Annotated in this window: 16 protein-coding genes; 12 read left to right on the plus strand and 4 right to left on the minus strand. The window is 48.0% G+C overall.

Annotated elements, in window-relative coordinates:
* Positions 1–76 precede the first annotated feature (76 nt).
* From QWY22_RS03720 to QWY22_RS03755, 8 genes are all read left to right on the plus strand, one after another.
* Complete coding sequence (locus QWY22_RS03720) at positions 77–793, plus strand: vWA domain-containing protein (RefSeq protein ID WP_300983122.1); 717 nt, start codon at positions 77–79, stop codon at positions 791–793.
* A 96-nt stretch (positions 794–889) separates the two neighbouring features.
* Complete coding sequence (locus QWY22_RS03725) at positions 890–1,399, plus strand: YfiT family bacillithiol transferase (protein WP_300983123.1); 510 nt, start codon at positions 890–892, stop codon at positions 1,397–1,399.
* 227 nt (positions 1,400–1,626) lie between these two features.
* Positions 1,627–1,944, plus strand: coding sequence for a hypothetical protein (locus tag QWY22_RS03730; protein ID WP_300983124.1), 318 nt, complete (start codon positions 1,627–1,629; stop codon positions 1,942–1,944).
* Between the two features lie 96 nt (positions 1,945–2,040).
* A complete protein-coding gene (locus QWY22_RS03735) occupies positions 2,041–2,883 on the plus strand; it encodes an aldo/keto reductase (protein WP_300983125.1) in 843 nt (280 codons plus the stop codon).
* 136 nt (positions 2,884–3,019) lie between these two features.
* The gene (locus tag QWY22_RS03740; RefSeq protein WP_300983126.1) at positions 3,020–4,006 is read left to right on the plus strand and encodes a YhdH/YhfP family quinone oxidoreductase; all 987 of its coding nucleotides are present in this window, start codon (positions 3,020–3,022) and stop codon (positions 4,004–4,006) included.
* 44 nt (positions 4,007–4,050) lie between these two features.
* Positions 4,051–4,872, plus strand: coding sequence for a TspO-related membrane protein (locus tag QWY22_RS03745; RefSeq protein WP_300983127.1), 822 nt, complete (start codon positions 4,051–4,053; stop codon positions 4,870–4,872).
* A 634-nt stretch (positions 4,873–5,506) separates the two neighbouring features.
* Complete coding sequence (locus tag QWY22_RS03750) at positions 5,507–6,094, plus strand: hypothetical protein (protein ID WP_300983128.1); 588 nt, start codon at positions 5,507–5,509, stop codon at positions 6,092–6,094.
* A gap of 209 nt (positions 6,095–6,303) precedes the next feature.
* Positions 6,304–7,038, plus strand: a complete 735-nt coding sequence (locus QWY22_RS03755; RefSeq protein WP_300983129.1) for a plasmid pRiA4b ORF-3 family protein — start codon at positions 6,304–6,306, stop codon at positions 7,036–7,038.
* Between the two features lie 97 nt (positions 7,039–7,135).
* On the opposite strand, the gene QWY22_RS03760 is transcribed toward QWY22_RS03755, so the two are convergent.
* The 3 genes from QWY22_RS03760 to glcT all read right to left on the minus strand — a co-directional run bounded on the left by QWY22_RS03760 (position 7,136) and on the right by glcT (position 11,105).
* A complete protein-coding gene (locus tag QWY22_RS03760) occupies positions 7,136–7,933 on the minus strand; it encodes an endonuclease/exonuclease/phosphatase family protein (RefSeq protein ID WP_300983130.1) in 798 nt (265 codons plus the stop codon).
* A 105-nt stretch (positions 7,934–8,038) separates the two neighbouring features.
* On the minus strand, positions 8,039–10,093 hold the full coding sequence (ptsG, locus tag QWY22_RS03765; protein WP_300983131.1) for a glucose-specific PTS transporter subunit IIBC: 2,055 nt from the start codon (positions 10,091–10,093) through the stop codon (positions 8,039–8,041).
* 169 nt (positions 10,094–10,262) lie between these two features.
* The gene (glcT, locus tag QWY22_RS03770; protein WP_300984321.1) at positions 10,263–11,105 is read right to left on the minus strand and encodes a glucose PTS transporter transcription antiterminator GlcT; all 843 of its coding nucleotides are present in this window, start codon (positions 11,103–11,105) and stop codon (positions 10,263–10,265) included.
* 357 nt (positions 11,106–11,462) lie between these two features.
* On the opposite strand from glcT, the gene QWY22_RS03775 reads away from it, so the two are divergent.
* A complete protein-coding gene (locus QWY22_RS03775; protein WP_300983132.1) occupies positions 11,463–12,605 on the plus strand; it encodes an NADH-dependent flavin oxidoreductase in 1,143 nt (380 codons plus the stop codon).
* A gap of 558 nt (positions 12,606–13,163) precedes the next feature.
* Positions 13,164–14,204 carry an SMI1/KNR4 family protein gene (locus tag QWY22_RS03780; RefSeq protein ID WP_300984322.1) on the plus strand — a complete coding sequence of 347 codons (1,041 nt, stop codon included), beginning with the start codon at positions 13,164–13,166 and terminating at the stop codon, positions 14,202–14,204.
* 27 nt (positions 14,205–14,231) lie between these two features.
* Here the strand turns inward: QWY22_RS03780 and QWY22_RS03785 are convergent, their stop codons facing one another.
* The gene (locus QWY22_RS03785) at positions 14,232–14,684 is read right to left on the minus strand and encodes a hypothetical protein (RefSeq protein WP_300983133.1); all 453 of its coding nucleotides are present in this window, start codon (positions 14,682–14,684) and stop codon (positions 14,232–14,234) included.
* 177 nt (positions 14,685–14,861) lie between these two features.
* Here QWY22_RS03785 and QWY22_RS03790 point away from each other — a divergent pair, with 177 nt between their 5' ends.
* Positions 14,862–15,050, plus strand: a complete 189-nt coding sequence (locus tag QWY22_RS03790) for a hypothetical protein (RefSeq protein WP_300983134.1) — start codon at positions 14,862–14,864, stop codon at positions 15,048–15,050.
* Positions 15,051–15,068: 18 nt separating this feature from the next.
* Positions 15,069–15,317, plus strand: coding sequence for a hypothetical protein (locus QWY22_RS03795; RefSeq protein WP_300983136.1), 249 nt, complete (start codon positions 15,069–15,071; stop codon positions 15,315–15,317).
* Positions 15,318–15,368: the final 51 nt, after the last annotated feature.

Here is a 15,368-nt window from a genome sequence, read left to right on the forward strand (position 1 = left end):
ATTTATAGGCAATCGCTGTCATTGCGATTGCCGAGAGGGTATACTTTTAAAAAAGACTAAACAGGGGGCGTAGGTTTTGGGTATATTCGATAAAATCTTTAAAAAGCCGGAAAAAACAGCGGATTTAAGCGGCATTTCCTTGAAGAAAAAAACGGCAACGATTGTGTTGGAGAAGAAGAAGTTGACCGGCGTTTCTGCCAGAGTCGGCGTCGTGTTGGATATTTCCGGTTCGATGCGAAAATTGTATAACGAAGGCGTCGTACAGGACGTGGTGGAGCGGGTGCTGGCGGTCGCAAGCCAGTTTGATGATGACGGCGAGTTGGATGTCTGGGTTTACGACAACGAATTTTCAAGGCTTCCGGCAGCGACCGAGGCGACGTTCATGGGTTATGTGGAAAAGAACATCCTGTCGAACTCGGGCGTCCACAAATTCGGCCGCAACGACGAGCCGAAAGTGATGGAAGACGTGATCCGAAAGTATACGAAGCAGGACCCGAGCGGCGAGCCGGTGTTCCTTGTCTTCATCAACGACGGTGGATGCAAGCCGGGCATCAAGAAATTCATCGTGGAATCATCGAGCCAGCCGATTTTCTGGCAGTTTGTCGGAATCGGCGATTCGAATTTCGATGTCCTGCGAAAACTCGATACAATGGAAGGGCGCGTCGTCGACAATGCGAACTTTTTCCACCTCGACGACATCAGCCAAGTAACAGACGAGGAATTATACGATCAGCTGTTGAATGAGTTTCCGATGTGGCTGAAGGAAGCGAAAGAAAAAGGGATTTTGAAGTAAGCTCTCAGGCCTCCAGTTTACAAAACGTTACTCCATTGGTATATTGAGCGTGAATGCAATGTTTTACAAATACGGATAAGGAAAGAGGTTGGACAAATGGATGTGCAATTTCCCATTGGAAAATTAGAAGTTCCTGAACACGTAACAACTGAACATGTGCAAGAATGGCTCGGGAAAATCAGCAGCTACACGGCGCGCTTGAGAGAAGCAGTCGATGGACTGAACGACGAGCAGCTTGGCAAGAAGTACCGCGAAGGCAGCTGGACCGTGCGCCAGCTGGTGCACCATATCGCCGATTCGCAGCTGACGATGTATCAGCGCCTTAGACTGGCATTGACGGATGACAATCCGACGGTTCCGGCTTTTGACCAGGAAAAATGGGCGGAGCTGCCGGACAACGAATTGCCGGTGGAAAGTTCAATCCGCATTTTGGAAGGTTTGAACGAACGGATCGTCGCCATCGGGAAGCATGTGACGGACGAGCAATTAAAGTGTGTTTTCACCCACGAAATGAATGGCGAAATCAGCGTCGCGACGAAACTCGCCAAACTGTGCTGGCACGAAGAGCATCATCTGGAGCATATCAAGATTGCCTTGGCGAAGTGATGAGCACTAGCTTATCGAAGTCAAAGTTAAAATAAACTTTAATCTTTAGACAAAATCCGTTCTATTTAATGATAGAGCGGATTTTTTTGCCAAAAAAGGGGAATAGGAACTTGTATATCCGACCATCGGTGTCAGCTCATCAAATCGAGCAGTTCCATGGTTTGATTAGGCAAAACTGCATTGGTTAGTTGTGGTCCTGGAGAAACGCTCAGGAAGGGAGTTTTTAGATGGAGCCGGTTATAGACATCATCCGCATTGTGTTGCCAATTGTCATCGTTGGGGCGATTGCTTTGTTTGTAATCAGTCGGTTGAAAGCGAAACAGAAGCGAGGCACGCTCGGCAAGAAAGAAACGGCAGAAGCTCAAACGCTGTTGGATAGCTTGATTCCACTCGGCATGATTGTTGGAATCGGAGGTGGAGTGCTGCTCGGTATCCTCTTTAACATCTCCTTGTCCATGGCGATTCCGCTCGGGGCAGGAATTGGGATGTTGGCAGGCTACTTTGCTTATGAATCTTACAGCAAAGAAGAAAAGAGCCCTTCCTAGAAAATGCCGATACTATAGAAGCAAAAGGATTGAATCGATTGAGTTTGGAATCAAGGAAGCGTACGCTTAAAGCAGAAACGAGAGGAGTGATTGGGAATGGAAGGAGCAATACCAGAATGGACGTTAAATGACGGAACGGTGCTGCCGGTTACCGGACTTGGTACATACGGACTTTGGGGCAATGCCGGAGCGAACTCCATCAGCAGCGGAATCAATGCCGGCTACCGGCTGATTGATACGGCCTATAATTATGAGAACGAGGGTGCTGTCGGGGAAGGCATTAAGCGCAGCGGCATTTCCCGTGAAGACATCTGGGTGACGTCCAAACTGCCGGGCCGTTATCACAATTACGAAAAAGCCTTAGTGGCGATTCAGGAATCCTTGTATCGTTCGAATCTGGATTATTTTGACCTGTATGTGATTCACTGGCCGCTTCCGAATCAGGACCAATACGTGGAAGCGTGGCAAGCCTTGATCGATGCGCAGAAATGGGGGCTCGTCCGGTCGATTGGCGTCAGCAACTTCCTGCCGGAACACTTGGAGCGCATCATTGGAGAGACCGGGGTCACGCCGAGTCTGAACCAGGTGGAATTGCATCCGTTCTTTAACCAGGAAGAACAGCGGAACTTTCACGAGAAGCACAATATCCAAACCCAGTCATGGAGCCCGATTGCCCGGGCTGCGGATATTCTGTCGAATGAAACGGTCCAAAAAATCGCTGGAAACCACAACAAGACGGTTCCTCAGATTGTGCTGCGCTGGCAGTACCAGATCGGCTCTGTATCGATTCCGAGATCCACTTCGCCCGAGCGGCAGCGAGAAAACCTGGAGATTTTTGATTTCGTTTTAAACGAAAATGAAATGGCTGAAATCGCTGCTTTGACACGCCCGGATGGCAGATTATTTGATATGGACCCAGCGACTCATGAAGAGTTTTAAGATAAGCACATGCAGCAGCACACCCGTCGCCAGACACTGACGGGTGTGTTTTTTATTCCTTTTGGCAGGGTTTTGCTGGAAAACAGTTTTGCCGCAAAGCCAATAAGGGAAGAGAAGGGAGAGGAGGGGTAAAAACATGAATAATTTTAAAGCGATCGTTGTAAAAGAACAGAAAGACGAAGTGGTTTACGGCGTGGAACAAATAGGCGAGGACCGGCTGTCAGAAGGGGAAGTCACCATCCAAGTGGCATATTCGTCGATCAACTACAAAGACATGCTGGCGGTGCAGAAAAAAGGCGGCGTCATCCGGAACTATCCGATGATCCCCGGCATCGATTTGAGCGGTACGGTAGTCGAGTCGAGCGATTCCCGCTTCCAGGAAGGGCAGGAAGTCATCGTCACCGGATTTGAAATGGGCATGAGCCATACCGGCGGCTTTTCCGAGTATGCCCGCGTGCCTGCAGACTGGGTGGTCGCATTGCCGGAGAATTTGAGCCTGCGGGACGCCATGGTTTTCGGAACCGCTGGATTCACGGCGGCATTGTCCATCCTGGCATTGGAGAAAAACGGCATGGACGCAGGAAACGATCCGAAAATTCTGGTGACCGGTTCGACTGGCGGCGTCGGCAGCGTGGCGTTGCAGCTGCTTGAAAAAATCGGCTACGGAAATATTACGGCATTGGTCCGCAAAGACCATCAAGAAGAAGTGGCGAAATCTCTCGGCGCGCATACCGTCATATTCCCGGACGACTTGGGCGAATTGAAAAAGCCGTTGAATAAAGAGAAATTCGATTACATCCTGGATACCGTCGGAGGGGACATCACTTCCGTGTTGATCCCTCAGCTTTCCTACGGCGGCAGCATGAGCATGTGCGGAATGGCAGCGGGTGTTGAACTGAAGGCAACTGTCCTGCCGTTTATCCTGCGAGGCGTCAATTTGCTCGGCATCGATTCGGTCAATGTGCCGATCGACAAGCGTCCGGCGATTTGGGCGAAAATGGCAAAGGACTGGAACATTGCCGGAACGACGTTGGTAGACGAAATTTCGCTCCAAGAAGTGCCGGAAACCATTGATGCCCTTAAGAAAGGACAACATCTCGGACGGACGATTGTAAAGTGCTAATGAAAAGCTTTAGGCAACAAAAATAAGGAAAGGATGGGGTCACCGTGAATGACAGCACATTGAAAAAAGTAACGCTGTTTACGATATTAAATCTGGTTTTTTATTTTTTGACGCTCGGCATCAATTACCTCGGCTCTTCCGGGTTTTTCAACGGACAAAGCCAAGGGGACATCTCCGACCAATACATGACGCTGATTTCCCCGGCGCCTTTTACGTTTTCGATTTGGGGCGTCATTTATAGTCTGGTGCTGATTACGCTGGTCTATTTGTTGATCAAACGGAAAGACGCGGGAGTCAGCAAGCTGGTCCTGTTGATTTCGCCGTGGTTTATCTTAAGCTCAGTATTCAACATGGCCTGGATCGTCGCGTTCTCGTATGAGAGATTGTTCATCTCGACACTTTTGATCATCGGCCTGCTGTTCTCGTTGCTCGTCATCATTGGGAAAATCTATACGCATCGCTTTGAAGTTCCAGCGACCCTGGCAGGGCTGAGCTTCACGCTCTACTGTGCATGGGTGACCATCGCGACTGTCGTCAATACTTCGCTGTTATTGGTGCAGCTGGAGTGGAACGGTTTCGGCATTTCCTATTCGGTTTGGACGCTGATCATCTTGGTGGTTGCGATTGCGTTTGTGCTCATTTACATCTCGCGGTACAAAAACGCTGCCTACCCGCTGCCTTTGGCATGGGCGTTCTTTGGAATCTACGGTTCTTACAGAAGCGGCCGGGTCGACCCCGAGCTGGCGACAGCCATCCAAGGTCTTCTGATTGCCGGCATCGTGATCTTTTTGATCGCTGCGGTGTGGAGATTTATTAAGAATGGGAATGCTCTTTTCTATAAACATACGGGAGAAGGGCGTTCTTGACATGAAAGCAGACACAAAAAGCTTCTTTTAAAAGAAGGTCTTTTGTGTCTGCTTTTTGATTGCTGCCTATTAGCTCATAAAGTGAAACTTGGACATGTTGCATTTCTAACAGTGGAAATATGAGAATGAATCGATAATTTTTAAAAATTGAAATTACTTGAAGGTGCTTATTCATCACCTATGCTAAAATAATCAGAAGCAATTGAATAGGGAACTCAAGGGTGGTTGGCCATCCCCGATAGAAAGGGGGTGGTAAGGATGACCGTGTATGAAGCATTGATGTTTGCAGTGATATTTGCAGGCTTGATGTTTGTAATAGCGTCATCGAGCCAAAAAAAATAACCTGCTCTTGAGTTGATCGCTCAGCGGGTTAACCTCATTAAACTCGACGCCGATCCCCTTGATGGGACCTGTCTTTTGCTGGATCGTCTGGTGTTAGCGCACCAGGCGATTTTTGTTTTCTTATTGGTATCATATACCCGAATAAATAAAATTTCAATCAACAGAAGTTAAAATCACCTTGTGTATAAAAACATTTCTGCATTATCATTCTTCAATACTTATATAAATAGTACTATAGAAGATGTTAAGATATTCTTTAATTTTAAGACGAATTACACTAGGAGGACGGATAATGGCTCCCAAAAACATGAAACCACTTATAGATATAGCTAAAGAACATGGACCAAAAGCAGGGAAGTTTCTGTATGATCATGCGGGTAAGATTGGACCAACTTTTATTGCTGCACAAGGAATTATAGAGAAACTGGCCGAAAACAAGAAAAATAAAGCTGACGGGGGAAAAATTCATCTTAGAAAAGAGCGTTATGATGAATTTAATAAAAGGATAATGAGAAATCTGAATGACTATAATAGAGAAGAACTTCATGCCTATAAACATGAAGCTATGGAATTTATTGAACAAATAGAGATGGAAATGTCTAAAGAAACTAAAGCAAAAAAACCACTCCATATTAAAAGAAGAAAAAACTGGGAAGCCTTGCTTGTTCAAATTGATGGGAAAATTAAAATGAAAGATTACCTAGAATACCTGAAGATTTACAATAAAGATGAATATACTAGCACTTACTTTGAAGGGTTCGAAAGAAACGTTAAAGAATTTAAAAAGCTTGTTGAAAAAGCTGATTCTAATGAAATAATAAATTTTTTAGTCAGCCAAACCAATATGGATCCTACAATCATAAGAAATGAATTTTTATAGAAAAATAAATTTCGCCGCATATAGAAATCACTCATCTGTATGTACAATGATGCGGTTAATGAAGTTGAACTACGTAAAGAAAAATCATCTTTGATGAAATCAATCGTTTATGAAAATGAGGTTTGTCTATCAAAAGAAGTGAATAAATACTATGACCTCCTTAAGAAGTACAATATGGCCCATCATTTAGAAAGCCAGGTGAACCATCAATGAAATCCTACATCATCAAAATCGAATTAGAACATTCCGATCCGCTGATTTGGCGGCAAGTGATTATGCCGGCAGGAGCGACTTTCAATATGCTGCATGACATCATCCAGCAGGTGACCAATTTCCAAAGCGGCTATCCTTATGAAGCATATCATCTGTTTGAGTTCGATTTAGCAGAGGACAACATTCGGGTGACGAATGATGAGGAAGCGTACCTCGAGCATCAGTATTTCAAAAAAAATCGCACAGAGTTCTCAGAGCGGCTGAAGAATATGGAGCCGGCGCATAAACGCTTTGAAGAAGCTTATCAAAAACGCCTTTCGACAACGGTAAGGAAACCTTCAGGCATCAAGATTGATGAATATTTAGAGAAGCATGGCGAGCTTCTCTATCGGTACGATTTTGGGGACGGCTGGGAATTTCGGATTCAACTGGAATCGATTGTCGATGACTATTATTTCGGATTTCCAACACTGCTGGACGGAGCTGAGACATCACCACCAGAAGATGTTGGTGGCATTCATGCATTTTATGAGTTCCTCCAAATTTACCGCGATCCGCAGCATCCGGAGCACCAAGAAATGAAGAAATGGGCAGACAGCCAGTCCTTCAAAGAATATGACCCAGACCGAATGAATGGAAGACTGAAAAGCCGGATGTACAAAAAGACAGAGTGGGATAAGATCCATCATGAAAACCACCGGGTGATTGAAGATAAATACCGGAAGAGTTGATTCACTGTTTCCACATGTGCAGTACTACTTCTAAACAAAATAACGAAGAGCATATCCGGTATTTTGCCGGATATGCTCTTCGTTTTATTCATCGTGTTCAGTTCACTAATTCCAGCTCCACTTCCACCCCAAAATGATCCGATACCACCTGTTTATGGCTACCATTGAAAATGACCCGCGACGACTTGACGCGTAAAGCTTCCGTTGAAAGAATCAGGTCGATGCGAAGGTCTTCCTTGTTCTGGCTCCAGCCGGTGATTTTCCCTTTCACGGTGATGCCGTCATCTTTTTCTTCCGCCAGTGTATAGGTGTCGTACAAACCGTGTTCCATCAAGTACGCATAGCCTTCGCCTTTGAGGGAGGCGTTGTTGTTGAAATCGCCCAGCAGGAACACGGGCACGTCTTTTCGGATGTGCTGAAGCAGCTGGTCGGCTTGATATTTGAACGGTTCTTCCGGATCATGCCACCAGCCGGTGTGGCAGGAGTAGAAGGTGATCGGCCGGCCATCGCAGCGGATAGTGGCTCCAACAATTTTACGGGTACTATGGGAATGCTTGTTGGTATCTTGGCTGACGAAGAATGAATGCTCTTCAATGACTGGATGGCGCGTCAGGATCACGAGGCCTTCTTCATACTTGCCATACACGAGATGGGAAAAGCTCCAGACCATCGTATAGCCGGTCACACCAAGTTTCTCCATTTCCTGAAGCAGCACCAATGCGTAATTGTCCTCTTCTACGATGTGTTCGGCCGATTCTTTGCCGAGCGACTGATTGACTTCCTGCAGCGCGATGACGTCATAGGCGTTTTCCTGGATGGCTGCCGCCAAGTGGCGGATCTTCTCCAGTTGGTTTTCTTCGTGCCAGGCATGGGCATTCAATGTCAGTAGTTTCATGTTTGTCATCCTCCCAATCATTTTGATGGCTGAGTTTCTTATTGAAAAAGCCGGATCGATACGAATAAATTCGCGCCAATCCGGCTTTGGAGTTGTTAAATTGTTCTAGGTTTCTTCGATTCCGCCAGTGATTTCAACGATGTCTTTAGCGTTTGCTTCAATATGGCCGGATGCTTTGATCTTCACGGATTGGCCTTCTTGAAGGTTCGTGAAGACAATCGGCGTGATGATGGACGGTGCATGCTCCCCGATATAGGAAAGGTCCATTTCCATCAGCAATTGGCCCTGTTCGACCAAGTTGCCTTGTTCGACGCGGGACGTGAAGCCTTCGCCTTTGAGGTGGACGGTATCAATGCCGATGTGGATCAAGAGTTCCGTGCCGTCGTCCGCTTTGATGCCGATTGCGTGTTTCGTCGGGAACAGCGTCACGATTTCACCGTTCACCGGAGAAACGACTTTGCCTTCTGAAGGCTTGATTGCAAATCCGTCTCCCACCATGCGGCCGGAAAATACCTGGTCCGGCACATCGGTGATCGGCAGGATGTCACCGGCGATTGGACTTCTGAAGTCAAGCGCATTCAAACGGACGGGTGCGTCTCCGCCGTCTTTTGCCTGGTTGATCACATTGGATACAGCTGTTTTCGTGCGCGGTGTTTTGCCGTTGATGATGTCCTGCATTTGTCCGCGCAGGTTATCCGAGAGAGGGCCGAATATGGCCTGGATGTTGTTGCCGACTTCCATGACGCCGGAAGCGCCAAGTTTTTTCAAGCGGTTTTTGTCGACCTGGCCTTTGTCCTCTACACTGACGCGCAGGCGCGTGATGCAGGCATCCAGATGATTGATGTTCGCTTGTCCGCCCATCGCTTCCAGGATTTCGTACGGCAAGTCGCCGACAGCTTCTCCGCTTTCTTCGTCTTCTTCTTCATCTTCACGGCCAGGAGTCATCAAATTGAACTTCTGGATGGCGAAGCGGAATCCGAAATAGTAAATGACGGCGAAGAATAGACCCACGACAATGACCCAGAACCATTCCGTTTTGCCCGGCATGACGCCGAAGAGCAGGAAGTCGATCAGGCCACCGGAGAAGGTCATGCCGATTTTCACATCAAGCAAATGCATGGTCATGAACGACAGTCCCGCGAATATCGCGTGGATTCCGAACAAGACCGGTGCAACAAATAAAAACGCAAATTCAAGCGGTTCGGTGATGCCTGTCAAAAAAGAAGTCAGAGCGGCCGAAGCCATGATGCCGCCAACCACTTTTTTGCGTTCCGGGCGTGCGCAGTGGTAAATGGCAAGCGCCGCTGCCGGAAGGCCGAACATCATGAACGGGAATTTCCCGGTCATGAACGTGCCGGCTGTGAAATCCACACCGTCCCGCAGCTGCTCAAAGAAGATGCGCTGGTCGCCGCGGATGATTTCGCCTGCAGCGTTTGTGTAAGCACCGAACTCAAACCAGAACGGCGAATAAAAGATGTGGTGCAGCCCGAAAGGAATCAACGCCCGTTCAATTACCCCGAAAACAAAGGCAGCGAGTGTCCGGTTGGTTTCCAGCATAAAGTGGGACAGTGCATTCAAGCCATTCTGTGCGAACGGCCATACCAGGAACATGGCGATGCCGAGAAGCAAAGCGGAGAACGCCGTGATAATCGGAACAAAACGCTTTCCTGCAAAAAAGCCGAGAAATTGCGGCAAGTTGATATTGAAGAATTTGTTGTACATGGCAGCTGCCAGGATCCCGACAATGATTCCGCCAAATACGCCCGTCTGCAATGTGGGAATTCCTAGGACCATGGCATATGCCGGGTCCGTCGTCATCTCAGCTGTAATGCCGCCGAACGCTTTCATCGTGACGTTCATAATCAGGTAGCCGATAATGGCAGCGAGCCCTGCGACACCGTCACCGCCAGCGAGGCCGATTGCGACGCCGACCGCAAACAGCAGCGGCAAATTGTCAAAGACCACACCGCCGGCTTCCGCCATGACGTAGAGCAGGGACTGGATCCAGGAAGCGCCGAAGAATGGGACCGCTTCCACAAACGTGTCTTGTGAAAAACTTGTGCCGAAAGCCAGCAAAATTCCGGCTGCAGGCAAAAGCGCTACAGGCAGCATCAATGCCTTTCCGACTTTTTGCAGTGTACCGAATAAATTAAAAGACATCATAATTCCTCCTTATTGAATAGGTAGAGCGGATAAAGCGGGATGGCGACTCGACCACAAAAAAAGGCATGAGCAGAAAAGGCACGGGTAAAAAGAGGGAGTGTCCCCCTTGGATTAACCGTTGCACCTTTTCATACTCATGCCTGATCGAATCAGTAACACGTATGAATTAGTTTGGGTGGGTCAAGCGCTGCAGATGAATCGTCAGATAAAGCACTTCCGCTTCGTCTACGGGCTTGTTCAATTGGTTTTGCATAACTTTTATCAGCTTCCAAGCCAGATTATAGCATACGGGGTATTCGGCTTTCAACAACTCTTGAAGTTTATTTTCTTCGCCAAGCGCTTCGCCTTGATGTACGCGGTCGATCGCCCGGTACAGATGCTGGATCAAGCGGTGGTAATTGACGTTGTCTTTGGCCAAATCGACTTTCAGTTCGCTTTGGATCAGTTTTGTCAGCCGGGAGATGAGTGCGTGATCCCGATTGATATCGCGCAGCGCTTTGTCGGTTACCGCACTATGGATATGGAGGGCGATAAAACCGATTTCCCCTTCAGGAAACACGACGTCCATACGGTTTTCCACTTCTTTTACCACGTCTTTTGCCACCCGGTATTCTTTCGGATACAGTGTTTCGATCTCCAGCAGGAACGGATTGGCGAACTGGATGTTTTTCTTTGCCCGTGTAATGGCGAAAGACAGATGGTCGGTCAAGGCCACATGTATGTGTTCATTAAGCTTTTTGCCCATGTTCTCCTCGATGAACACCAGCCACTCATTGATGGAAGCAATCAGGTTTTCATCAATATGCGGAATCAGGTTGACGTACTGTTCTTTTTCCGCCTCATCCTGCAGCAGGAAAGTTTTGTCGGCATGATCAAACGAAATGACGTCTCCTTTTTTCCGGTTGAAGCCGAGGCCGTTTCCAATCAATACGACTTCTTTATAAGCGTCGTGGCGGGCAATCACTACATTATTATTCAGTACTTTTTCGATGGTCAATAACTGTTCCATTTTATCTACCATTCAAGTGAACCTCGCTCTCTGTTGCAAAAAACTTATCTTTTCTCAAGCCATGGCGCGCTGTAAGGGCCAGCGCTTGTGCCATTATGTCGATTTCTTTTTCGCTGATCTATTGTGAGCAGCATTCGCTCTTCCGTTTAGGTACCTTCATTTTACAATAGCCGGCTGGATTCCGCCTTCTATCCGGTGCCTCTTGTTCCATTGTAAGGGAAGGCGGCGGAGTTTACAGGGAAATCTGTACTTCCATTCTCCAAAGGCGTTCACTCCGAGCTAGAATTCTTGTAGTCACTGGGAGCTTATGCTAATTTGGATAAATGACCCAATAAAAGAAAAGAGGAAGTTATTTATATGAAACCACAATATAAAGCGTTATTCGAAGAAATCACCTTGCCGAACGGCGTCGTATTAAACGACCGTTTAGGCGTTGCGCCCATGACTACATACTCCGGAAATCCGGACGGTACGGTATCGGACGAAGAACTGGTTTACTACCGCCGCCGCTCGAACATCGGCAGCTTGTTCATCTCCGCATGCATCGCAGTTTCGGAAAACGGTATCGCATTCCCGGGGCAATTCGTGGCATTTGATGAAGACGTCATGCCGCGTTTGACGCAGTTGGCGACAGCGATGAAAGCAAATGGCAACAAAGCGATCCTGCAAATGCAGCACGGCGGACGCCAAGGACAGCCGCAATTGATCGCAGCCAACGAAACGGTGGCACCGAGTGCTGTCGGGGGTTCTGCTGAAAAGCCGGCACCGCGTGCACTGACAGGGGAGGAAATCACAGCAATCATCCGCGACTTCGGCGAAACGACGCGCCGCGCGATTGCAGCCGGTTTTGACGGGGTGGAAATCCACGGCGCCAACACGTACTTGATCCAGCAGTTTGTATCGGAAGTGACCAACCTCCGCGCAGACGAATGGGGCGGCAGCTTGGAAAACCGCATGAAGTTCCCGCTTGCGGTTCTTACCGAAGTGAAGCGCGTGGCAGCGGAATTCGCCAATGACGACTTCATCATCGGCTACCGCCTGTCACCGGAAGAATACGGCGAACTGGGCATCGGCTATACGATTGAAGAAACAAAAATCCTGACAGAGAAATTGATCAAAGGCGGCATCCATTATCTGCACGTGTCGTTGATGGATTTCAAAAAGCGCCCGCATAACGAAGAAACAGAAGGCAGCATCGTTGAGGTCCTGTCCAAGCAAATCGCCGGACGTGTCGCGTTTGTGGTTGTCGGAAGCGTTACAAAGCCGGAGCATGCCGTTGCAGCGCTCGAAGAAGGCGCCGACCTCGTCGTAATGGGACGCCAAGTGCTGGTCGATCCGGAATGGACGGAAAAAGTGAAACAAGGCAAAGAAGGCGACATCAACGAAACCATCCCGCATGAAATGATCGGCAAGCTCGACATTCCAGGGCCGCTTTGGAACTTGATGACTACGTATAAAATGGTGGCTATCGAAGAACCGGAAAACGTTAACGCTGAATAAGCATGTGAAAAGCTCCTTGGCCAAAATGGCCAAGGAGCTTGAGCTTGTAGACAAAAGAATTTCTATACATGATAGCTGAATAAACCTAAGACCAGAGAGGAAACCCCGGATCCTGAACATGAAGATTATCTAGAGGTGTCGCTTTTCTTCTTGAGCTGCCTCTTTAAGCGTCAATTAGATTAACATTCACTATCGAATCAAAGAGAGACGCCCCAACCGGTCCGGCCACGGAGACTCCTGTGGGACAGCGAAAGCTGAAGACCCCGCAGGAGCAGAGCGACGAGGAGGCTGAAGCCGAGCCCACGGAAAGCGAAGTGGCTGGTCCGGTTGGTTTTATGCCTTTCTATACATTTCATCTAAACTTTGTCTACAGCCTGAAGCTCCTTGGCCAAAATGGCCAAGGAGCTTTTTTTGCTTCTTTCCTAAGAGCGAACCTTGTCTGTAGACGCGATAGCAGATCGGAATGGATGAACGGATTCGGGTCGTATTGGGCCATTTAGAAATGATATAATAACTACTAGAACATGAAACCTGATTTGTGGGAGGAGAGATGCATTGGTGAACGGCTGGCAGTCTATTTATTTCCACGACGAAGATGAAATTATGGATGAACGAAGAGGGTACTACCCATCGAACAGCGTACCTAATCCGATTTTTGGCATGAGCGATGCGGTTCGGCAGAAAAGCGGATATGAGCATGTCCATCCCATCACAAACGAACCGTTCGAGTACACGTTATCGGAGTTTCAATACGGGGATTACCGGCTGAAGTATTTGACGGCGAAGATACCGGTCGATGATAAAATCTACCAGTCCATCTGGTGCAAATACGAACCATATTCACGGAAGCCGCAATTGGGCAGGGGAATCGAAGGGATGGTTTTGCAGCAATTTGAAACCTCCCGCCCGAAAAAGCCGGATCCCGAGCGGTACGGCGTTTATACTCACGTGCCGGGAATGGCCGAATTCGTCAAGAAATACGAAAGCTGGCCATTCAAGGAAGTATGGCTGGAGTATGATGCCCTGATGCAGGAGAGGTTCGGCGAATTTTATACGCCGCTCCTGCCTGGAACCCGCAAGCAACAAATCCTTTCGGTGTTTGATGCTTTCGATGCGGAACCGATTGAAGATTTTGTGGTACTGTATGAACTTTGCGGCGGCAACGACGACGATTTTTGGCTGGACAGCATCGAGGAGCATGGTTGCGCTTATGCCCATATTGGCGGGAACCCGTTGATGAAGCTGAGCGAAATCGAGTCTGAAGTGAAGTATGCCGGAAAAGACGTTCGGAGCGAGTACCCTCACCAATCACTGCCGGCTGGTTATGTGAAAAACAACCGGATGCTGTCGAACCGGATACCCATCCACCACGATGGCGGCGGCAATTTTATCGCGATAGATCTCGATCCCGATATGCGCGGGACTTACGGCCAAATCATCACAGTCGACCATGAGTACGAGGAGCAGGTCGTGCTTGCAGGAAGCTTGAAAGAATACATCACCATTCTTTACTACTTCCTGAAAGAACTCGGAGTTATCGACAACGGCGAAGGGTATGAAGGGGACCGGCCTTTATCGTCTTATATCAATCCACAATGAAAATAAGCAGCGGCTTTGTGCCGCTGCTTATTTTCGTCTGTCTCCGTAAATCCAATCCGGGTCGCGTTCCTGTGTCCGAATGTAGCCGGCGACTTCCTGAAAGACCGCTTCTTTTGTGTCGGCAGTCCATCCAATTCCGGGATAGGAAGTGCCTGACTGCCGCTTTAGTACAATCGGTTCCCGATTTGCCAGCATGGCTTTATGGAGCATCGTCTGCACTGCATCGTCGTCGATTGATCCGGGTTCATCGATCAGCAGGAAAAAGTAGCTGTCTCTGGCCATTTTGGGGTAGATCATGCGCATCGCTTCTGCTTCGGCTATTTTTTCATCTTCATATGTCGAGTAGGTAATTCCATGCTCGTCAAACACACGGAAAAGATCTTGCGCAATTGCCCAATCCGCTTCCTTGAAAGCAACGCAGACGTCGTATTTGGGCATTGCCCGAATCGAATCCCTGTTTTTCTGCCGGTAATCCGTCATTATTCCAACCCCTTTGCCTTATGACCAGTATAGCAAATTTTTCTTCTCAATTTGGCTGCTCGAGGGGATTTCCAGCCGGCGTATAGAGAGAAAGAAATTACAATTAGTTTCCAGTAAGCGGAGAAGGGTATGGCGTAATAAGGGCTAATAAAGACAGATTCCCGAAGGAGGGATTTTTTGAACGAACGTGTTAAAAATATCATCCTCGGAACTTTGGTATATGGTGGGATTGCGATTGTTGTCTCGATGATATTGAACGGCGGTGAGCCGGTCTGGACTTTGGTGATCGGCATGGCCATTGCCGGATTTCTCACTTATGCATTCATCTATCCGGCCTTGGACAAAAGGAAGCGCAAACAAATTTGATGGCCATAGGAGGCATTTATGGACAACAGGACAAGGATGATCCGTTGGCTGAAGGAGCCGATTTTTTCAAAGAAAATAGATCCGTTCATCAATTTTTTGCTTGCCTTTGCAGGGGCGATGCTTGGTACACTGGTCTATCCAAAAACCGAGATGCCTTTTTGGCAGTTCTTGCTCTGGATGATTCCGGTGGCCATCCTGCTCGTCGCATTTCTTAAAGTGGTCGGCAGCGTCTGGAAAAGCAATAGAGAGCAGCAGGAGATGAAATAGCAAGCCTAAGGAGTAAACCAAGGGCTGCTTAAAAAAACTGCAGAAGCAAAC

Origin of the sequence: Planococcus liqunii, from assembly GCF_030413595.1 — a bacterium.
In the GTDB taxonomy this organism is placed as follows: domain Bacteria; phylum Bacillota; class Bacilli; order Bacillales_A; family Planococcaceae; genus Planococcus; species Planococcus liqunii.